We start from the raw sequence: 20,245 nt of genomic DNA, 5'->3' as shown, positions 1-20,245 counted from the left end.
TTAACACCACAGTTTTTTACGTAGATTGGCGGTACTGATGTCCAGTTGCGGCGCCGAAAGGTGTTGCAGCCAGAACAGCCCCGGACAGGTGGCGAAGTCGATCGTGATCGGCGTGGTATCGCCGGCGTCGATGAAGTAGCGGTGGCCGCAATACGCCTCGTCCTCCATCACGCTCTGCAAGGCCTGCGACGAGGGTGCGGCGAAGGTGCGTTGTTCATCGGAGCAGAAGAACCCGATCCGGCCGTGGCTGATCTGGCTGACCGCATCCGTGCGGGGGCGTGGGCGGCCGAGGTAGCTGTCGATGGCCAGCGACAGCAAGTCGGGGTGGTACACCTGTTGAAACAACAGCGGTGCGATGCCGCCATGCAAGCGGCCGCCGGCTTCAATCATCACCGGGCCGTCTGCAGACCAGATGATTTCCATATGAATCGGGCCGACCTCGATGCTCAGCGCCGCAGCGGCCTGGCGGGCATAGTCGTTCAGCGGCTGCAGTTCCTCGGCGCGGGGATCGAGGGTGTCCAGGCTTTCGTAGACAAACATGCTGCCGTTTTTCTGGACCTTGGTGTATCTGCACACCGAGGCAATGATGTACACGCCGTCAAAGGCGACCATATCCACGACATATTCCGGGCCCGAGACGAACGGCTGCACGATGAAGCCGAGGTTGATTTCCCCCAGGTCGTTTTTGCGCTGCCAGGCCGCATTGTTCAAGGCAGTTTCGACGCCAGCCCGGCCTTGGGCAAACACCACGCCTTCGGTGGCGGCGGAATTGAGCGGCTTGACTACATAGGTGGCGGTGTCTTTCAGCGTGGCAACCACCTCTGCAATGCGCGTTGGCGAGCTCAGCAGTTGCGATTCAATGTTCGCCAGCCCGTGTTTTTTCAGGGCATGCTGCATCGAGAACTTGTTGCGACGCAGGTCGCTGGTGATGCGGCTATTGCCGGGAATACGCAGGACTTCGGTGAGGTAGTCGGTCAGGTAGATCGCGGTTTCGCAACCCGCGATCACGGCGCTCAGCGACAGCAGTTCGAGGATCTCCAGCAAACCCTCTTCCCAGTTGTAGACCGCGTCGAAGTTTTCTCTGATCAGGTCATCGGTGAAATGCTTGGGCAAGCTGTCGGTGGACATCACGGCAATGCACCTTACGCCCTGAGCCTTGAGCAAGGGCGCGTAGAGTTTGCCTGTGGAGAACGGGTCAACGATCAGTACGGTTTCCAAAGCAGGTACTCCTATTCGGTGGTGGCGGTGGCCGCGACGGCAGGGGTGAGGTTCCACGCCAGTACGGCAGCAGCCAACAGCGCGGCGGAGACGATCATCAGCACGCGCGCACCTTCGAGCCCGAGGAAGGCTGCGGTGGTGAAGAACGTCAGGATCATCGGCGCCGAGCCACTGACCAGCAGGTAGTAGAGCGAGCTTTTGGCGGCGATCACGTCGGCGATCCGTGCGTTGGGCGCCGACTCGATCAGGGTTTTACGCAATTGGATGCGCAGGCTGTTGATGCAGAAACCCAGCAGGAAGGCGGCGCCCATCATCACGTAGAGGTTATGGAAATAGACGATTGCTACGTCGGCCAGTATCACCAGCAGGATCGCGCTGTAGCTGTTGAGCTTGATCCGTGGCAGCACTGCGGCGCTGAAGGCACCCAGGCCCGCCAGGCCGCTGGCGACGCCAAACAGGGTGGCGTTCCATTCGTTGAGTTTCTGGAAAACGATGGGCACCAGGCTGTTGAAGGCGCCGATATGGAAGCCGATCATGCTCAACACGATGATCAGGATGTACAGGTTGCGCGGCAGGTGCAGGGGCTGCGCCGTGTGGCCGTCGGCGGCCTGCTCGGGGGTATCGGCGACGGGGGTTGGCGCCACAAAAAGAATCGCCGCCAATGACAGGATCGCCCCCAGGCTGATGATCTGCAGGGTCTGGTTGACGCTGAACACATCCACAATCACGCCGCCCAGCAGCGCACCGCCGAAGGCCCCGATCTGGATGGAGGTTTGCATCAAGCGCGCCGAGGTGTCGCTGTTGGTCAGCCCGGCCAGCACCAGCTTGGTGTTTTTCGATTCCAGGGTACTGATGGTGAAGTAGTCGGTGACCCCCACCACGAAGGCAATCGCCAGGAAGCCGATCGGCAACAGCGCCGCGTCGGTAAACGACAGCCCCAGCACGGCGGCGAACGCGGTCAGGCGAATGTACAACAGTCGTTTCATGCTCAGTTCAATGGTGAAGAACTTGCCGATGTACTGTTCGCACAAATACGGCACCACGGTCGCCACGCATAAGGTGGCGCCCACCAGGAACGTCGAGCCGGTAGTCTCCAGGCCGAACCAGACCATGGCGATCACAATCGCCATGTCCAGGCCGGTGAAGAGGGTCACGATCGAATAAAACGCAGCAAGGGTCGATTTATTATTCATGGGCACCATCAGTCGTAACGAGAGAGTTTAAGGAGAGGCACGCATCGCTCGGTGTCACCGATGACGGTACTGATCTGGTTTCTGACGCGAACGGTGGGCAGCGACTTCTTTTCCAGGTTGCAGACCTTGTAGGCGTTGTCGTGCCAGGGGCAGATCACGCTTTGCCCGTCACCCGTCACTTCCCCCATGTGCAGCGGGCCGCCGCGATGGGGGCAGGCTGTCGGCAGCAGTTGAGTCGAATGCGCATGACGCTTGAGAAAGTAGGTTTTCCCGTCCACCGCCACATAGTGGGTATGGCTGAGGTTCATGCTGATGGCTTTCATGGGGCGGCGTCCTCACATGGCCGTGACGGTGTAAGTGCAGGAGGGGCTGACGATGCAGGTGCCATGCAGCATGCCCTTGGGAATCACCACGCCTTCCCCGGCCTTGAGCCGCACGGTCAGTTCGGGGCTGGCGACAAAATCCAGCTCGCCGGATTCGACCCAGAACAGTTCGTCATTGGGGTGGGTGTGCAGCACCGAAAGCTCGTGTTCAGGCTCGGTGATCGTCAGGTCCACCGGCTTGCGGCCATGGAGGGCGCGGGCGTTGGCACGGTGTTCATCCATCTCGTCATGCCACTTGATATGGGCATAAAGCTCATCGTCGGCGATGTCCTGCAGTAACCGGAACTCCTCAAAACCGCGGATAAGGTCGGGGATGATCGCGTTGCCGAACTGTTTGATCATCGGCAGGATCAGGCGTTGCAGGGCCATTCTTCCGTGATGCACATCGATGTGTGAGTGCTCGTCGAAGTATTCGGTGGAGACCGTGCCGTTGAAGATCGTCTTGATCGCGCGTGACTGATGCTGGGTGGTCAGGGCCAGTGTGGCTTCGGTGTAGTACATGGCGCCGATATAGCGGAACAGCTCGCCATGGTTGGCCGACACGTAGTGGAAGTAGTTGGTGAGCGACAGCGAGGCGGGGGTATAGAACTGCCAGTAGTGATGCACGTGATGGGACATGTCCATGTCCTTGAGCATGTCTTCAAAAATGGTGCTGTGCTTCTTCTTGTCGATGCCGTAACCGTATTCGTCGATCAGGATCTTGAACAGTTCGCTGGTGTACACGCCGCCGTTACCCAGCACATTGCGCGCCATGGCCGAGGCTTCACTGAGGAAGTCGCCGGCGCATTGCGTCATGAAAAACCGCGCAGCACGTTCGGGATGGCGGCTGGTGGTCAGGACTTCATGGAGCTTGGAGTCGGACCGGGCCACATCGTCCAATACCTTGTCGGTGTGGGCGACAAAGGAGTCTAGGCACCAGGGACCGTTGATGTGAACCTCTTCCTTGAGCCAGTTGTAGAGGTATTGCTCCAGTAGCGGACGAATCTTTTTACCGGACGCGGCATGCTGCGGATCATAAAAATTCTTGAATGCCTTGAGATCCAGTGCCATGGGCGGCTTGGGTAAAAAGACCAAGTCTTGTTCATAGATGTTCAATAATAAGCGTTGCGCCAAAAGATGCTGGCTGTGTGAAAGTTGGTCGCTTGTCAGGCGGGTGCTGATAATTGCATCGGTCACGTCCTGCGGCCTTGAAGGTCGCTGGTAAGGGCTGTCGGTATAAAAGTCGCGAGGTTGAGAGAAGCCAGTTGCACTGCAGTAGTGAGTCAGTGCTTCCGCATCCGAACTTAATAAAAAGTGTGCCGCATCATCTGAAAGCTTAGTTGTCCATAACATAAGTAATGCCTTCTCACAGAGTTGTTCGATGGCCAGATGCTATAGCTTTGGTTTTTCTAAAAACAGATTAAAAATCGGGCGCCTGGATAGTGAAAATCACTAAATGTATAGGTGAAGTTTTCTTTGTTGTTGCGTGGGTTTGATTTTGCGGCGTGGGCAACTAAACATGTTCGTCAGCTATTTGCCGGGCAGGCTTGGCCTGTAGCGCAAGGCCTGATTTAGCGCGGGGGGATTCAACAGGCGAGGGGCAAGGGAGCCCCTCACCGTGCGCTTTGTCAGTTCTCCGGGGCTTGCGCGGCGGTGGTGTTCTGCGTCATTGCAAACAGCCCGCTGCGCAGGTCAGTGCCGCTCGGCTGTTGGTACAGGCTCAAGCCGAATTCCGGCAGCACCGCCAGCAGGTAATCGAAGATATCCCCTTGAATCCGCTCGTAATCCGACCACGCCGTGGTGCGGGTGAAACAGTAGATTTCCAGCGGTACGCCCTGGGCGGTGGTTTGCATCTGACGCACCATGCAGGTCATGTTCGGCTGGATATCCGGGTGGCTTTTCAGATAGGCCAGGGCATACGCGCGGAAGGTGCCGAGGTTGGTCATGCGCCGGCGATTGGCCGACAACTGCGCGCTTTGGCCCTGGGCTTCATTCCAGGCCTTGAGCTCGGCCTGCTTGCGGCTGATGTAGTCGGTGAGCAGGTGGACCTGGCTCATGCGCGCCTCTTCATCGTCGCGCAGGAAGCGCACGGCGCTGGCGTCGATGAACAGGCTGCGCTTGATCCGACGCCCGCCGGACGCCTGCATGCCGCGCCAGTTCTTGAACGACTCGGACATCAGGCGCCAGGTCGGAATCGAGACGATGGTCTTGTCGAAGTTCTGCACCTTGACCGTATGCAGGGTGATGTCCACCACGTCACCGTCGGCGCCGACCTGGGGCATTTCGATCCAGTCGCCAACCCGCAGCATGTCGTTGCTGGTCAACTGCACGCTGGCGACGAACGACAGCAGGGTGTCCTTGTACACCAACAAGATCACCGCCGACATCGCACCCAGGCCGGACAGCAGCAACAGCGGTGAGCGGTCGATCAGGGTGGCGACGATGATGATCGCGCCAAACACGAACAGCACCATCTTCGCCAACTGCACATAACCCTTGATCGAGCGGGTACGCGCGTGTTCGGTGCGCGCATAGATGTCGAGCAGGGCGTTGAGCAGTGCGCTCATGGCCAGCACCATGAACAGAATGGTGAACGCCAACGCCACGTTGCCGATAAACAGGGTCGCGGTCTTGCTCAGGTCCGGCACCAGGTACAGGCCGAACTGGATCACCAGCGACGGCGTCATCTGCGCCAGGCGGTGGAAGACTTTGTTGTGGCGCAGGTCATTGAGCCAGTGCAGGGACGGTTGCCGTCCGAGCAATTTGACCGCATGCAGGATGAGGTAACGCGCCGCCCGTCCGAGCAACAGGGCCACCACCAGCAGCACCAGCAAGCCCAGGCTGGAATGCAGCAGGGGATGTTCGTCGAGGGCGCTCCAAAGGTCTTTGACGTTGAGCCAGAGCTGTTTGATATCCATGGGTGAAACCGATTCTTCTGTAAGACAAGACCGTGCGATTAGAGCATCTAAGTGCCGCAACATTGGCGTTACAGACAAACGCCTTAACAAAAAAACAGCTGATTGACGCTGTTCGCGTAAAGAAACTCGGTTTGGACGCCCGAAACCGTTACCCTATGCAGCTGATATTTTGTATTTCTTCGAGGTAGCACCCGTGTTTTCCCAATTCGCCCTGCACGAACGCCTGCTCAAAGCCGTGGCCGAGCTTAAATTTGTCGAGCCTACGCCTGTGCAGGCAGCGGCCATCCCGCTCGCGCTCGAAGGGCGTGACCTGCGGGTGACGGCTCAAACCGGGAGTGGCAAGACCGCCGCTTTCGTCCTGCCGATTCTTAACCGCCTGATCGGCCCGGCTAAAGTGCGCGTCAGCATCAAGACCCTGATCCTGCTGCCGACTCGCGAGCTGGCCCAGCAGACCCTGAAGGAAGTGGAACGTTTCTCACAGTTCACCTTCATCAAGTCCGGCCTGATCACCGGCGGCGAAGACTTCAAGGTCCAGGCCGCCATGCTGCGCAAGGTGCCGGACATCCTCATCGCCACCCCGGGCCGCATGATCGAGCAACTCAACGCCGGCAACCTCGACCTCAAGGAGGTCGAAGTGCTGGTGCTCGACGAGGCCGACCGCATGCTCGACATGGGCTTTGCCGATGACGTGCAGCGCCTGGTGGCTGAATGTGTGAATCGCCAGCAGACCATGCTGTTCTCCGCCACCACCGGCGGTTCGACCCTGCGCGACATGGTTGCCAAGGTCCTGAACAACCCCGAGCACCTGCAGGTCAACAACGTCAGCGACCTGAACGCGACCACGCGCCAGCAGATCATCACCGCTGACCACAACGTCCACAAAGAGCAGATCCTCAACTGGCTGTTGGCCAACGAGACCTATCAGAAGGCCATCGTGTTCACCAACACCCGGGCTGCGGCCGATCGTATCTACGGTCGCCTGGTGGCGCAGGACTACAAGGCGTTCGTCCTGCACGGCGAGAAAGACCAGAAGGACCGCAAGCTGGCGATCGACCGTCTCAAGCAAGGCGGGGTGAAGATCCTGGTCGCCACCGACGTCGCCGCGCGCGGCCTGGACGTCGATGGTCTGGACATGGTCATCAACTTCGACATGCCCCGCAGCGGTGATGAATACGTACACCGTATCGGCCGCACCGGGCGTGCCGGCAACGATGGCCTGGCGATCTCATTGATCTGCCACGGTGACTGGAACTTGATGTCGAGCATCGAGCGCTACCTCAAGCAGTCGTTCGAGCGCCGCACCATCAAGGAAGTCAAAGGCACCTACACCGGGCCGAAGAAGGTCAAGGCGTCGGGCAAGGCCGTGGGCGTGAAGAAGAAAAAAGTCGACGCCAAGGGCGACAAGAAAAAGGCCGGCGCCAAGTCGCCGACCAAGCGCAAGATCGCCAACCGGCCGAAGACCGACAACCTGTCGTTGGTCAGCAAGGACGGCATGGCGCCACTCAAGCGTCGCAAGCCGGAAGCGCCGGCTGCCGAATAAGCCTGGGCCGCAATAAAAAAACCGGACGTTGTCCGGTTTTTTCTTGCCCTCGGTTTTTGCATTGGTCGCAGCTTCTTTCCGCTCAGGTGAGGCGGCGAACGTCTGGAAAGTTCAGCGCAATGACGCCTGTCCATTCGGCTGAACGGCCAGTGACGTCGCGTGTCACACCTCTAGACGGGTTACTTTCCTTTGGCCCGCAGGAGGAATCAGGATGACGACTTACAACTGGGATCTGATCGAGCGTCTGCTGCATGAAGTGCAGAATGGCGAGGGCAGCTTTGCCCCGCGCAAATACGCCGAGGAGGAAGCCGCTGATAAGGCCACGGCGGGCGAGTCCACCGGCAATCTGGATGCGCTGAAAAAGACCGCTGCGGATTACGAGGCGCTGTTGTTCAAGCGCGGGTTTATCGAGTCGCGGCCAGAGGACGAGGGTGGCAGTGGTGAGAACTTTGTTTTGACGCCGCGAGGTGCCCAATTGCTGGCCTTGATAGACAGCTCAATACCGGGCAACGCTCACCCACGTCAGGTGCTGGATGAGCAGGCGGATGCGCTGGAACCGGTGACGTTCGACGCTGTGGCGTCGAAGGCGGCGATTGCCTGAAGAGCATGTGGGAGCGGTCTTGCCCCCACGTTCTAGTCAGCGGCGGCTTTTAGACATTTGAGCGCCTTGAGATCGCTGCGCACGCCCTCGATTTTGTGCGTCAGCTTCTGGCGTTGTTGTACGCTGCTTTGCGCCATTAGATCCACGATCAGGCTGCGCGCTGCTGTTTCTGTCTGGGCATAGGCCTCCCGATATTCCGGGGTCCATAGGCCTTCTCGGTCCACCAACAATTGTTGCATTTTTTGCGCAAAGTCAGCGTCGTGGCGTTGTTGCACTGCGTCGATGAACTGCCCCTGCCAGCGGGCGCGGTTGTCGAGCCACTGCTGGTTCTGTTCACCCAGCTCTGCGGACCAGGCCGTCACGCGTTGCTGCTGGCTTGCGCTGAGCGGCCCGATCCACGTATCGAGGCGCTTGCTCATACGCTCGGCCCGCTCCTGGACCTGTTGCGGCAGGGGCGGTTTGAGGTATTCGTCCTGGCGCTTGCGCAGGTCTTTGGCCAAGGCGTCGTTCATGTCCTTGACCTGCTGGTCGTCCAGCCCGCGCAGCAAGTGGACGGCCGACGGGGTGATCGCGCGCGCGATCTCGTTAACCGCCTGTTTGGCTTCGCCGGTACGGCTCTGCAAGGCGCTGTCGCTGACCTGATGGTTGTCGACCATTTGTTGCAGGCGGTCTAACCAGTCCAGATAGCCCGGTAACTGCGTGGTGCAATGCCAGGCCAGGTGTTGCTGGAGTGTGTCGTTGAACCAGCGCTTCTGCACGGCGTTCATGGCCAGGTAGTCACTTAGGGTCCACGGGATGATCACGTCGAGATTGCGGTAGGCCAAACCCACGCGGTTGCAGCCGCCAAGCGCCAGGCTCGCGATCACGAATACCAGCAGAAATGTGAGCCGATGCAACATGGGCAGGTCCTTGCGCAGAGGGGGTTGATGCATGTGAACCCGCGCTGGGTGCGACAGTTCAGCCCATCAATAAAACGTCCGCGCGGCCTTCAGGGTCAACAGCCCATCGCATTGCGAATTGTGTCCGGAGTAGGCCGAGCAGTCGCCGCCATTGAGGCTGGAGTCGCTGTAGATCAGGTCAAGGTCAACGCCCATCCACGCCCTCGAGAATTGCACCGACCAGTCGCTGAAGCTGCGAATCGAGCCGCTATCCACCGACACCGGGCTACCCAGTTGGTGCGTCGTGTACTTCATGCTGACGCCGATGCCGAAAGGCTGCGTGCCGCCAAGGTCGGCGAATAGCGTGCTGTCCTGGCGGTCGGGGTCATTGCTGAAAGACGCGCCGAAGCGATTGCCCAGCAGGTTCAGGCCGCCGTAGAACTCCTGGCTGTCGAGGAGGCTGAGCGAGGGGTAGCTGTAGTGGATCAGTCCTACTTCGTAGCCCAGCGTCTGGTCGAAGGGGTGCTTGAAACCCATGTATGAGTCGACTTCGAGGTTGCTCGCCGAAGACAGGCCCATATTCGGCGAAAACTGGCCGAAATACAGGCCGCTGTTGTGGCTCAGGTCGAGGCCGCCGTGGAAGGCGTCGCTGCCCGGCGAGGTGGGCTTGACCAGGCCCTGGGCCATGCTGCGGCTGGGCGTGGTGCCCAATTTCAGATCGAAGTCGCCCAATTCGCGCTGGAAAATTTGCGCTTCGGCCAGTGGGCTCGCGGCGAGGGCGCTGAGCAGGAAAATAATCGGTTTGAGCATGCTTCACTCCATGAAAAGCGAGGAGCAGTAACGAAAGAAATCAGGCGGATGCCCGTGCTAGACGCGTGCAAGCATACCGGCGAATACCAGGTGCTGAGGCCCGTTCGTCGATTTTGTGGAGCAGGGGGTGAAGCAAGAGGGTGTTTCGGACTCTAGTCCTAGCGCCTTGCTGGCAAGACGCTTAGGGACCAGGTGTATTGCGCCGTCAGCTTACTTCTTGCCCAGGCTGATCTGCTTGGACGGGCCGAAAGTCTGGCCGCTCACGCCCTTGGCAATCTGCTGGATTTCGCCACCGGACTTGAGGAACGCAGCGATCTGGCTGTTGATCGACTCGCTGGTTTCGACGGCGGGAGCTGGCTTTGCTTTGCTATTGGATGCTTTTACGCGCATGGCGGCCACTAACCTGTAGAAAATTAACTTGGCCAGGCATCGTACAGGAAATGCTTGACAATTGCTTGGTAAATATCCCCTGGTATTTACAGTGATGGCTGAAACACGCAAAGTTTGTCGTCGAAATAAGCCCCTAACTTGCTGTTTTAACTCGAAACCACGCGGCCTGCCGGGTGCAGCAAGCGCTGCAAAATTCAGCCGACTGATCAGACGAGCGGGGCGCAGCCAGTAGAACGCCATGCAAGCCCGCGATTTTTCAAGCGCGCGCGCGTGCCGGGCACAACTCGGGTAGAATGCCGCCCACGCAATGAGGGTATTGGAAATGGCTTTAGTCGGGCGCTACAACAGCTTGCAAGTGGTTAAACACACTAACTTTGGTTTGTACCTGGATGGTGCGCAAGACGGTGAAATCCTCTTGCCTAATCGGTATATCCCCAAAGATATTCCCAGTGAAGATGAAGACTGGCTTAACGTATTCATTTACTTGGACAGCGATGACAAACTTATCGCCACCACTGAAAAACCCAAAGTTCAAGTCGGCGAATTCGCTAGTTTGAAAGTCGTCGAAGTCAACAGCATTGGTGTTTTCCTCGATTGGGGTTTGCCCAAGGATCTGTTGCTGCCGTATTCGGAAGAAAAACGTCAATTGACCGCTGGCGAATATTGCGTGGTGCATGTCTACCTCGACAAGCACACCAAGCGCATCACCGCGACCGCGCGTCTTGACCGCTACCTCGATAAGACGCCCGCCAACTACCAGGTGGGCCAGGAAGTCGACCTGCTGGTGGCCGAGGCCACGGACATGGGCTTCAAGGCGATCATCAACAACAAGCACTGGGGCCTGATCCACAAGAACGAAGTGTTCAAGTTCCTGCGCCCGGGCAAGGAAGAGAAAGGCTTTATCAAGGAAATCCGCGCCGACGGCAATATCAGCCTGAGCCTGCAACCGGTCGGTCAGGAAGCGGCCTCCAGCCTCAACTCGAAGATCCTCGCCAAGCTGCGTGAAAACAACGGCAGCTTGCCGGTCAGCGATAAAAGCGACCCGGCAGTGATCAGCAACTTGTTCGGCGTTAGCAAAGGCAACTTCAAGAAAGCCATTGGTGCGCTCTACAAGCAGGGCCAGATTGTGATTCACGCGGATCGTATTGAACTAAGCTAAGTGCGGTTTGCTCTTCTGTAGGAGCAAATCGCTCCTACAGAGGCTGTGCCGATGCCCCGCAAATCCTTGTTCGCTTACCTCGGCACCTTGCTCGCCTTTCTGGTGTTCGACGGCCTCTGGCTCGGTGTCCTCATGGGGCCGACCTACAAAACCCTGTTGGGCCCGCTGATGCTCGAGCAGCCGCGGCTGTTGCCTGCCATGCTGTTCTATCTGCTCTATGTCCTCGGTTGCGTGGTGTTGGTGATCTTGCCCAGCGGCACTTGGCTGCGCGCGGCGCGCCTGGGGGCTTTGTTCGGTCTGGTGGCCTACGGCACGTATGACCTGAGCAACTGGGCCACGCTGCAAGGTTGGTCGGCGGGGCTGGCGCTCATGGACATGGCCTGGGGCACGTTTCTCAGCGCTGTTTGTTGCACGGTTGGCCATCTGTGTGCGCAACGGGCGTGCAAGTGATTGTGTACAGAATTTAGGCGCGCACCGTTGCTGAGCCTAATACAACACCTTTGCCTTCTGCGGGCCGTTGTTCGGGATTCTGCTGGTGGACTTCTACGCCGGGTTTACCGGCTGCTTCCTGGGTGGGCTGTTTTTGCTGGTGCTCGCTCGACGCGAACAAGCTCGCGTGTCAACGCCGGTGATTGCTGGGTGACCGTCGTAGCGTGGCGCAGCAACACCGCGCCCGCCAATAACAGCCCGCAACCGGCAATCACCAGCGCCGGTTGCAGGCCGTCGCTCAGATGGCTGCTCACCGATGCGAGCAACGGGCCGCTCAGTTGGCCGATCGCGAAGCAGGCAGTCAGCACCCCGGTGCTGCGCTGATAGCCGTGCGGCGCCACCTCCCGCAAGCGCGCCATCACCAACTGCATACACGCCAGAAAAGGCCCGCCGCACAGCAACACGCCCAGCGCCAGACCCCAGCCGTTGCCCAGCAAGCAGGCAAACACGCCCGCCGCTTGCAGCCATAGGGTTGTCATCAGCCAGCGACGGGTTGTGTTCGCGGCCTTGCGGCGCAGGCTCGCCACGACCACACCGAGCGCAGCCGCCAGGCCAAAGCATGGCCAGAACAGGTCTGCCTGCCAGGCGCCCTTGAACTGCGCGCTGGCCATCTGTGACAGAAAGGTCGCCGGAATGATGTAGCCAAGGCCGAACAGAAAATAAATCCCGCCCAGGTGCGCGATGCTCGCATTGCTGTCCGCGCCGCTGATGGGCGCGTCAGTGAGGCTCGGTCGAGGCAGGAAAGGCAGGATCGCCAGCAGCATCAGCAGCGCCACCCCGCCGTAGACCAGCCACAGCGTCGCGGAGCTTTGCCCCAGCAGGTTCGAGCCTAGCGCCAGCAGGCCGGTCAATAGAATCCCCAGGCCCGGCCCGGCAAACACCAGGGCGCCCAAGCGTGGCTGCCCTGCGGCAATCGCCAGCGGTTGGCTGAGGCTGGTGATCATCACCAGTGCCCAGGCGCTGGCCACGCCGGTGCCGAAGCGCAACAGCAGGTGCGGCCAGAACCCATGGGCCCAGTACGACGCCAGGGTCAGCAGCACGCACAACCACAACCCGCCGTACAAACGGGCGCGCACATGCTGATGGCTGCGGGCAAAAATCGAATCCACCGCACCGACGAAGTAGCCCAGGTAGTTGGCGGCAGCGATTAGCCCGGCACCTGTCAGATCGATCTGTCCTTCGCTCAGCAAATGCGGCATTTGCGGGGTGAGGGCGAAGCGGCCAATGCCCATGGCCATCATCAAGGCGATAAAGCTGGCGAGGAGGCGAATCAAGGGGGACATGTTCAAGGTTTCCTGCGGGAAAGCGAATGATGTGCAGGCTAAGGTGGATTGATGTTCTGTAAAATTGAATAATAGTGATCAACTTGTTCAGTTTTGGAGAAAGGTATGGAGTTCAGTCAATTGCGCATTTTCCAGGCCGTGGCGGAAGAGGGCTCCATCACCCGCGCTGCCGAGCGCTTGCACCGCGTGCCGTCGAACCTGTCGACCCGGCTCAAGCAGATGGAGGAACAACTGGGCGTCGAGTTATTCGTCCGTGAACGTCAACGCCTGCAGCTTTCCCCAGCGGGCAAAGTGTTGCTGGACTACAGCACCCGTCTGCTGGCGCTGCACGACGAAGCCCACGGTGCCGTGCAAGGCGGGCAACCGGCCGGCGACTTTGTGCTGGGCAGCATGTACAGCACCGCCGCGATTCACTTACCGAAACTGTTGGCGCGCTACCACAAGGCGTATCCGCTGGTGAATTTGCAGGTGCAGTCGGCGCCCAGCGGGGAGCTGCTGGAAGGCTTGATCACCGGGCGTCTTGACGCTGCGCTGGTCGACGGCCCGCTGACCCTCGCGACGCTGGACGGTGTGCCCCTGTGCGACGAAAAGCTGGTGCTGATTTGCGAAGCCGACCACCCACCGGTACACGGTCCCCAGGATGTGGCCGGCCGTGCGGTGTTCACCTTCCGACGCAGTTGTTCCTATCGCAGACGTTTGGAGACGTGGTTTTCCCACGAGCGCGTGGCCATGGGCCGCGCCATTGAGATCGAGTCTTACCAGGGCATGCTCGCCTGTGTGATCGCCGGTTCCGGCGTGGCCCTGATGTCCGAATCCATGCTCGACAGCCTGCCAGGCAAGGACAGCGTGTCCGTTCATCCCCTATCTGGGCCTTTTGCCACTGCGACCACCTGGCTGATGTGGCGAAAGGGTATGCTCGGCGCTAATCTCAACGCATGGATCGAACTGCAGCGCGAAGGCCAGGCAGAGTTGCCGCAAGACGCCCGTGCGATTGCCTGAACGTACCGTCGGCATTTGAATCAATTCAGTAATAGTTCGTTGTGGTTTCGTTGAAGCAATGCGTAGGAGTTAGGGCTACTATCTGTAGGAAGAGGCGAACGAATTCCCGCCGACCCGCACTACCCTCAAAGGGGGCAATCATGAAAGAGAAAATCCAAAACTGGCTCCACGACCTTGGCGTTGCGCTGGGTCTGATCGAGCCCCCGCTGCAGCCGGTGCCCATTCGCACGGATGATGAGCAGCGTCGTCCACGTCGGCGCTAAACCGCAGCCACTGGAATGCCGCAGAATTAATGTAGGTGCGGGCTTGTGTAGGAGCGAGCAAACCCGCCCCCACCCTGTCTTGTACGCCACGCAAAAAAAAACGGGTGCGACATCCGACGTCGCACCCGCTGAAGAAAACGTGATAGGCCAAGTGTTTGTTCAGGCCGCCCGAGCGGGCACCGTTTCAGGCCGGCGCGACAACAGGCTCACCCCGACAAAACTCACCAACGCCACCGCCAGGCTGTAGTAGATCGGCGTGTTCGCGTCCAAGCCATCCTTGAACATGAACACCAGCGCGGTCACAAAGCCCAGGGTCATGGACGTAATCGCCCCTGCGGTCGTCGCGCGCTTCCAGAAAATCGCCCCAATCAGCGGGATCAGCATGCCCCCCACCAACAGGTTGTAAGCCAGGGTCAGTGCGCTGATCACATCGTTCACCACCAGGGCGATGCCCAGTACCGCGATACCGGTCAGCATCGTGAACAGGCGGTTGATGTTCAGGCTCGACTGCTTGCCGCCGCGCAAACGTGGCAGCAGGTCCTCGGTCAATACGGTGGACGCCGCCAGCAAGCCGGCGCTGGCCGTCGACATCATCGCCGCCAACGCCGCCGCAATCACCAATCCACGAATCCCATCGGGCAGCGACATTTTGACGATCGCGGCAAACGCGTTGTTGACGTTATCCAGATCGGGGATCAGCACATGGGCCGCCATGCCGATCAACGCACAGGCCAGGCCGTAGAGAATGCAGTAGAAACCGGCGAAGGTGCCTGCGTACTGGGCGACTTTTTCGTCGCGAGCGGTGAACACCCGTTGCCAGATGTCCTGGCCGATCAGGATGCCGAAAAAGTAGATCATGAAGTAGGTGATGATCGTGTCCCAGCCGATCGCGGTGAAGCTGAAGCTCGACGCCGGCAGCTTGGTCACCAGTTCGTCCCAGCCGCCGACGCGGTACAGGCAGATCGGCAGCAGGATAAACATCAGGCCGACGGTCTTGATCACGAACTGCACGATGTCGGTCAGGGTCAGCGACCACATGCCGCCGATGGTCGAGTACACCACCACCACGCCACCGCCGAGCAGCACCGAAATCCAGAAGGGCAGGCCGAACAGCACCTGCAGCACGGTGCCGATGGCCAGGATCGAGGTCACGCCGATCATCAGCGCGTAGGCCAGCATGATCACCGCACTCGCCTGGCGGGCCATGGGGTTGTAGCGTTTTTCCAGGACCTGGGTGACGGTGAAGATTTTCAGCTTCAGCAGCGGCTTGGCCAGGAACAGGTTCAGCGCAATGATCCCCATGCCCAGCGCGGCGCACAGCCAGAAGCCGGAGATGCCGTGCACATATCCCAGGCGCACGGTGCCGACGGTGGACGCACCGCCCAATACCGTGGCGGCCATGGTGCCCATATACAGCGTCGGGCCGAGATTGCGCCCGGCGACCAGGTAGTCTTCGTGGGTCTTGGCGCGGCGCATGCCGTAATAGCCGAGCACGAGCATGCCGGCGGCGTAGATGAGTACGACGAATAAATCCAAAGCCATGACGGCGAGTCTCCGATTGTCTTTTTTATGGGAATCAGGCGGCCTGTTGCAGCGCCGGTTCAGCGCGCACGTCCGTGCGTTTGCTGCGCGGATCTGTCGGCCCATATACGCAAGCCGGTTCCGGGAACACGCGAAGCAAGGTCAGGTACACCACCGAGGCCAGCCCCAGTGTCACCGGCAGGCTGATATCGATGCCCTGGGCGAGGTTGCCCAGTGGCCCGACAAACTGCCCCGGCAGGTTGACGAAGCACAGCCCCACCAGCGCGCTCGGAATCCAGGCGCCCAGGCCGCGCCAGTTCCAGCCGTGGCTGAACCAGTAGCGCCCGCCGCGTTCGCCGCGGGTAAACACCTGCAGATCGTCCGGGCAGTAGAAGCCGCGGCGCACGATCAGGCCGATGATCATCATCACCATCCATGGGGTGGTGCAGGTGATGATCAGCACCGCGAAGGTCGACACGCTTTGCACCAGGTTGGCGGCGAAACGTCCGATGAAGATGAAGGCAATCGACATCACCCCGATCAGCAACGTGGCCTTGACCCGCGACAGCAGGCGCGGGAACACGCTGGACATGTCCAACCCCGTGCCATACAGCGACGTGGTGCCGGTGGACATGCCGCCGATCACCGCGATCAGGCACACCGGCAGGAAAAACCAGCTCGGCGCCACCGCCAGCAAACCGCCGACGTAGTTGTTGGCCGCGATGTAGTCCGGCGCCCTGACCGCGACGATGGTCGCAGTGGCCAGGCCAAACAAGAACGGGATCAAGGTGGCGATCTGTGCTGCGACCACCGCCAGCATGATGCGCATTTTCGGCGTTTCACGCGGGATGTAGCGCGACCAGTCACCGAGGAACGCGCCGAAGGAGATCGGGTTGCTCATGGCCACCAGCGCCGCGCCGATAAACGCGGCCCAGAAGCCGCTCTGGCCGAGGGCGACGGTGCCGGCGAAGTGGCTGTCGAAGGTCGGCGCGAACGCGAAGATCCCCAGCAGAAACAGCAGGCTCGCCGCCCATACCGCAATACGGTTGACCCACAGCATGAAGCGAAAGCCATAAATGCACACCGTCAGCACCAGAATGGCAAACACGCCGTAGGCCAGGCCCAGGGTCAGGTCGGTTTCCGGCAGGCCGATCAGGCGTTTCGCACCGCCTACCAGCGCATCCCCTGAACTCCACACCGACAGTGAGAAGAAGGCAATCGCCGTCAGCAATGACAGAAACGAGCCGATAATCCGCCCGTGTACACCGAAGTGCGCCCCGGACGACACGGCATTGTTGGTGCCATTGATCGGCCCGAACAGGCCCATGGGCGCCAGAATCAGCGCACCCACCAGCACGCCCAGCACAATCGCCCAGACACCGGCCTGGAACGACAGGCCGAAGAGCACCGGGAAGGCGCCCAGCACAGCCGTGGCAAAGGTGTTGGCACCGCCGAAGATCAGGCGAAACAGATCCTTGGGCCCGGCGGTACGTTCGTGGTCCGGGATCTGTTCGACCCCGTTGGTTTCTATCTTACGAATACTGTTTTCGTTGTTTTTATTATTCATGATCAGCTCCGATCACATTGGCTAAGGGGGCGGCAGCCCTTCCGGCATAGCGGACAATTGTTCGTGACAGGCCAGCCACAGGCCTTGTTTTTGTTGTACGTCTAACCCTAGTCGTGTGAAGACAATGGTCTCGCGTTCCTGGCTATTGAATTGCTCCCCGTTCATGCGCAGCTCGGTGGCCACGTCATGCATAAAAATCGCCACATCACCCTGCAGGCTGACAACGGCGTTGCTCGAGATGCAGGACAGCACCTCGAACCCCTCGTCCCGGCGCCAGCTGTCCCACAACGCCTGGTAGGCATCGCGACTGAGCAGCGGCTGGGGCAGGGTGTAGAACACAAAGCTGGCGTCGGCGGTGAACGCGCCGAAGTAGGCCGCGCGATCATTGCGCGCAAAGGCCGAGACCAAATCGGCGGCGGCCTGCAATACCTCGCGCGCGCTCATCAGCGGTGCACCACGCCGGGCAGTACGCAGAGCATCTCGTACAGTAGGTTGGCGCCCAGCAGCGAGGTGTTGCCGCTGGTGTCGTAAGGCGGCGAAACTTCTACCAGGTCGCAACCAATCAGGTCGAGGCCTTGGCAGCCACGGATGATTTCGATCGCCTGGATGGTGGTCAGGCCGCCGATTTCCGGCGTGCCGGTGCCCGGTGCCCAGGCCGGGTCGATACCGTCGATGTCGAAGCTCAAGTACACCGGGCCGCCGCCGACTTTTTCGCGCACTTCGGCCATCAACGGCGCGAGGGAGTGGTGCCAGCATTCTTCAGCCTGCACCACGCGAAAGCCCTGCTTGCGGCTCCAGTTGAAGTCTTCGGCGGTATAGCCCTGGGCGCGCAGGCCGATCTGCACCACGCGGTCGCAATCGAGCAAGCCTTCTTCCACCGCGCGGCGGAAGGTGGTGCCGTGGGCGATCTTCTCGCCGAACATATGGTCGTTGACGTCGGCATGGGCATCGATGTGTACCAGCCCGACCTTGCCGTGTTTCTTGTGGATCGCCCGCAGGATCGGCAGGGTGATGGTGTGGTCGCCGCCCAGGGTCATGGGGATCACGTTGTGCTCGAGGATCTCGTCGTAGGCTTCTTCAATGATGCGCACGGCGTCGAGCAGGTTGAAGGTGTTGATTGCCACGTCGCCGATGTCGGCCACCGACAGCGAGTCGAACGGTGCGGCACCGGTGGCCATGTTGTACGGGCGGATCATCACCGATTCGGCGCGGATTTCCCGGGGCCCGAAGCGGGTGCCGGCGCGCAGCGAGGTGCCGATGTCCAGTGGCACGCCGATAAAGGCCGCGTCCAGGCCCTTGGCCGATTGCAAATGGGGAAGACGCATCATGGTGGCGATGCCGGCGAAGCGCGGCATTTCGTTGCCGCCCAGTGGTTGGTGGAAAATCTTGTCCACGGGATTGCCTCATCGTTGTTGTGTTTATAAGGGGCCGATTCTGCGAAAAGCCTGGGGCGGGAAGAATCGGCAGGGGTAAATACTTAGTTCAGATTTTTCTAAACTAATGCCGGCAGGTAGACTGCTGCGATCACCTCCCCGGAGCCGACCATGGCCAACGCCTTGCCCGACCTGAAACTCCTGCGCATCTTTGTCAGCATCGTGCGCCACCAGGGGTTCGCCAATGCGCAGCACGAACTCAACCTCTCGACCTCGGCGATCAGCACCTATATGAGCCAGCTCGAATCGGCGTTGGGCCTGGTGCTGTGCCATCGCGGCCGGGGCGGGTTCAGCCTGACCAGCAAGGGCGAGCTGTTCCATCAGGAAACCCTGCGGCTACTGGGCGAGCTCGAAGGCTTCGAGCAATACGCCGCCGCGCTCAAAGGCGAACTGCGTGGCACGCTTAAGCTTGGCGTGCTCGACTCCACCGTCAGCGACAAGGCCCTGCCGTTCGCCGAAGTGATCGGCGCCTACAGCCTGGAACACCCGGCGGTGCATTTGCATTTGTCGGTGATGAGTCCTTACGAACTGCAATTGGGCGTGCAGGACAACCGCTTGGACCTGGCCATCGGCGCGTTTTCCAATCGCATGAGCGGGCTGATCTATATGCCGCTGTACCGCGAGCAGCACTGGTTGTATTGCAGCACCCGGCACCCGCTGTTCAATGAGCGGCGCATCCCTGAACAGGTGATCACCCAACAACGCATGGTCGGGCGCGGCTACTGGAGCCAGGCGGAGCTGGCACGCCATGGCTTCAAGCACAGCGCCGCCACCGTGGAAAGTATGGAGGCGCAACTGATCCTGGTGCTGTCCGGCGCCTACATCGGCTACCTGCCCGAGCACTACGCCCAGGCGTGGGCCGACAAGGGCGACCTGCGGGTGCTGCTGCCGGCGACCTTCGGCTACCAGGCGCCGTTCTCGATGATCATGCGCCGTGGCCGTAGCCGTGAACCGCTGATCCAGACCTTTCGCGACTTGCTCAAAACCCAGCTCAACCAGGCCTGAAAAACCATGTCCAGACCCCACTGCTCCCGTTGCCTGCGGCCTACCAGCCATTGCCTGTGCGCGCTGATCCCCAGCCTCGACAGCCGCACCCGCGTGTTACTGCTGCAGCACCCGAGCGAGGTCAACCATGCGCTCAATACCGCGCGGCTGGCGGCGTTGGGCTTGAAAAATGCGCAGTTGGTGGTGGGCGAGGTATTCGATGATCTGCCGAGTTTGTTGAACCCGCCTGGTTATCAGGCGCGCCTGTTGTTTCCCGCTGACGATGCCCGGCCGCTGCAGGCTTATGGACAGAGTGACGAGCCGTTGTTGCTGGTGGTCCCCGACGGCACATGGCGCAAGGCGCGCAAGTTGTTGCACCTCAACCCGCTGCTGGCGGCGCTGCCCAGGGTGACGCTGGTCGAGGCGGCCGTCTCGCGCTACCGGCTGCGCAAGGCGCCGGGCCCCGGTGCGTTGTCGACGGTAGAGGCGATTGTGCAGGCGTTGCAGGTGTTGGAGGCGCCGACATCGTTTGCCGCGCTGCTCAAGCCGTTTGAGGCGCTGATTGACGGGCAGATCGCGGCGATGGGGGAAGAGGTTTTTCAGAGAAATCATGGCGATGGGTATTTGGGCTAGTCCA

21 protein-coding genes are annotated in these 20,245 nt (G+C 60.3%); 8 read left to right on the top strand and 13 right to left on the bottom strand.

Features of this window, described 5'->3' with window-relative positions; translation table 11 throughout:
- From P3S72_RS22425 to P3S72_RS22405, 5 genes are all read right to left on the bottom strand, one after another.
- The gene (locus P3S72_RS22425; RefSeq protein WP_276194275.1) at window positions 1-1,218 is read right to left on the bottom strand and encodes an ATP-grasp domain-containing protein; all 1,218 of its coding nucleotides are present in this window, start codon (window positions 1,216-1,218) and stop codon (window positions 1-3) included.
- A gap of 11 nt (window positions 1,219-1,229) precedes the next feature.
- The gene (locus tag P3S72_RS22420) at window positions 1,230-2,411 is read right to left on the bottom strand and encodes an MFS transporter (protein WP_276194274.1); all 1,182 of its coding nucleotides are present in this window, start codon (window positions 2,409-2,411) and stop codon (window positions 1,230-1,232) included.
- Window positions 2,412-2,419: 8 nt separating this feature from the next.
- Window positions 2,420-2,734, bottom strand: coding sequence for a Rieske 2Fe-2S domain-containing protein (locus P3S72_RS22415; RefSeq protein WP_276194273.1), 315 nt, complete (start codon window positions 2,732-2,734; stop codon window positions 2,420-2,422).
- A 12-nt stretch (window positions 2,735-2,746) separates the two neighbouring features.
- Entirely contained in the window at window positions 2,747-3,844 is a 1,098-nt protein-coding gene (locus P3S72_RS22410; RefSeq protein WP_276194272.1) for an iron-containing redox enzyme family protein, read from the bottom strand.
- Between the two features lie 557 nt (window positions 3,845-4,401).
- Window positions 4,402-5,691, bottom strand: a complete 1,290-nt coding sequence (locus tag P3S72_RS22405; protein WP_276194271.1) for a mechanosensitive ion channel family protein — start codon at window positions 5,689-5,691, stop codon at window positions 4,402-4,404.
- Window positions 5,692-5,884: 193 nt separating this feature from the next.
- On the opposite strand from P3S72_RS22405, the gene P3S72_RS22400 reads away from it, so the two are divergent.
- Entirely contained in the window at window positions 5,885-7,231 is a 1,347-nt protein-coding gene (locus tag P3S72_RS22400; RefSeq protein ID WP_276194270.1) for a DEAD/DEAH box helicase, read from the top strand.
- Between the two features lie 211 nt (window positions 7,232-7,442).
- Complete coding sequence (locus P3S72_RS22395) at window positions 7,443-7,832, top strand: transcriptional regulator (protein ID WP_247397393.1); 390 nt, start codon at window positions 7,443-7,445, stop codon at window positions 7,830-7,832.
- A gap of 32 nt (window positions 7,833-7,864) precedes the next feature.
- Here P3S72_RS22395 and P3S72_RS22390 read toward each other — a convergent pair whose 3' ends face one another.
- The 3 genes from P3S72_RS22390 to P3S72_RS22380 form a co-directional block, all read right to left on the bottom strand.
- Window positions 7,865-8,731, bottom strand: a complete 867-nt coding sequence (locus P3S72_RS22390) for a DUF6279 family lipoprotein (RefSeq protein WP_276194269.1) — start codon at window positions 8,729-8,731, stop codon at window positions 7,865-7,867.
- Window positions 8,732-8,797: 66 nt separating this feature from the next.
- On the bottom strand, window positions 8,798-9,520 hold the full coding sequence (locus P3S72_RS22385; RefSeq protein ID WP_276194268.1) for a TorF family putative porin: 723 nt from the start codon (window positions 9,518-9,520) through the stop codon (window positions 8,798-8,800).
- Between the two features lie 210 nt (window positions 9,521-9,730).
- Window positions 9,731-9,910 (bottom strand): hypothetical protein, encoded by a 180-nt coding sequence (locus P3S72_RS22380; RefSeq protein WP_003193095.1) that lies wholly within the window; start codon window positions 9,908-9,910, stop codon window positions 9,731-9,733.
- Window positions 9,911-10,232: 322 nt separating this feature from the next.
- On the opposite strand from P3S72_RS22380, the gene P3S72_RS22375 reads away from it, so the two are divergent.
- Together P3S72_RS22375 and P3S72_RS22370 are read left to right on the top strand one after the other, a co-directional pair.
- Window positions 10,233-11,069: a S1-like domain-containing RNA-binding protein gene (locus tag P3S72_RS22375; RefSeq protein ID WP_028617391.1), complete on the top strand. Its 837-nt coding sequence runs from the start codon at window positions 10,233-10,235 to the stop codon at window positions 11,067-11,069.
- 51 nt (window positions 11,070-11,120) lie between these two features.
- On the top strand, window positions 11,121-11,519 hold the full coding sequence (locus P3S72_RS22370) for a DUF2177 family protein (protein WP_276194267.1): 399 nt from the start codon (window positions 11,121-11,123) through the stop codon (window positions 11,517-11,519).
- A 104-nt stretch (window positions 11,520-11,623) separates the two neighbouring features.
- Here the strand turns inward: P3S72_RS22370 and P3S72_RS22365 are convergent, their stop codons facing one another.
- The gene (locus P3S72_RS22365) at window positions 11,624-12,841 is read right to left on the bottom strand and encodes a YbfB/YjiJ family MFS transporter (protein WP_276194266.1); all 1,218 of its coding nucleotides are present in this window, start codon (window positions 12,839-12,841) and stop codon (window positions 11,624-11,626) included.
- A 105-nt stretch (window positions 12,842-12,946) separates the two neighbouring features.
- Between P3S72_RS22365 and P3S72_RS22360 the strand changes: the two genes are divergently transcribed.
- A complete protein-coding gene (locus P3S72_RS22360) occupies window positions 12,947-13,840 on the top strand; it encodes a LysR family transcriptional regulator (protein ID WP_276194265.1) in 894 nt (297 codons plus the stop codon).
- A 140-nt stretch (window positions 13,841-13,980) separates the two neighbouring features.
- On the top strand, window positions 13,981-14,103 hold the full coding sequence (locus tag P3S72_RS22355) for a PA1414 family protein (protein WP_003193089.1): 123 nt from the start codon (window positions 13,981-13,983) through the stop codon (window positions 14,101-14,103).
- 159 nt (window positions 14,104-14,262) lie between these two features.
- Here the strand turns inward: P3S72_RS22355 and P3S72_RS22350 are convergent, their stop codons facing one another.
- Genes P3S72_RS22350 through speB form a run of 4 tightly spaced genes read right to left on the bottom strand, consistent with a single transcriptional unit; the run spans window position 14,263 to window position 18,585 of the window.
- Window positions 14,263-15,645 (bottom strand): sodium:solute symporter, encoded by a 1,383-nt coding sequence (locus tag P3S72_RS22350; RefSeq protein WP_276194264.1) that lies wholly within the window; start codon window positions 15,643-15,645, stop codon window positions 14,263-14,265.
- Between the two features lie 34 nt (window positions 15,646-15,679).
- Window positions 15,680-17,191 (bottom strand): cytosine permease, encoded by a 1,512-nt coding sequence (locus P3S72_RS22345; protein WP_276194263.1) that lies wholly within the window; start codon window positions 17,189-17,191, stop codon window positions 15,680-15,682.
- Window positions 17,192-17,212: 21 nt separating this feature from the next.
- Entirely contained in the window at window positions 17,213-17,635 is a 423-nt protein-coding gene (locus P3S72_RS22340; RefSeq protein ID WP_276194262.1) for a nuclear transport factor 2 family protein, read from the bottom strand.
- Window positions 17,635-18,585, bottom strand: a complete 951-nt coding sequence (gene speB / locus P3S72_RS22335; RefSeq protein ID WP_247397418.1) for an agmatinase — start codon at window positions 18,583-18,585, stop codon at window positions 17,635-17,637. Before speB ends, P3S72_RS22340 begins: the two co-directional genes overlap by 1 nt.
- A 150-nt stretch (window positions 18,586-18,735) precedes the next feature.
- Between speB and P3S72_RS22330 the strand changes: the two genes are divergently transcribed.
- Window positions 18,736-19,629 (top strand): LysR family transcriptional regulator, encoded by an 894-nt coding sequence (locus P3S72_RS22330; protein WP_247397420.1) that lies wholly within the window; start codon window positions 18,736-18,738, stop codon window positions 19,627-19,629.
- Between the two features lie 6 nt (window positions 19,630-19,635).
- Window positions 19,636-20,241, top strand: a complete 606-nt coding sequence (locus P3S72_RS22325; protein WP_276194261.1) for a DTW domain-containing protein — start codon at window positions 19,636-19,638, stop codon at window positions 20,239-20,241.
- Window positions 20,242-20,245: the final 4 nt, after the last annotated feature.

This window comes from Pseudomonas sp. D3 (assembly GCF_029320995.1).
Lineage (GTDB): Bacteria > Pseudomonadota > Gammaproteobacteria > Pseudomonadales > Pseudomonadaceae > Aquipseudomonas > Aquipseudomonas paraveronii.
This window is presented reverse-complemented; position numbering and strand designations above follow the sequence as displayed.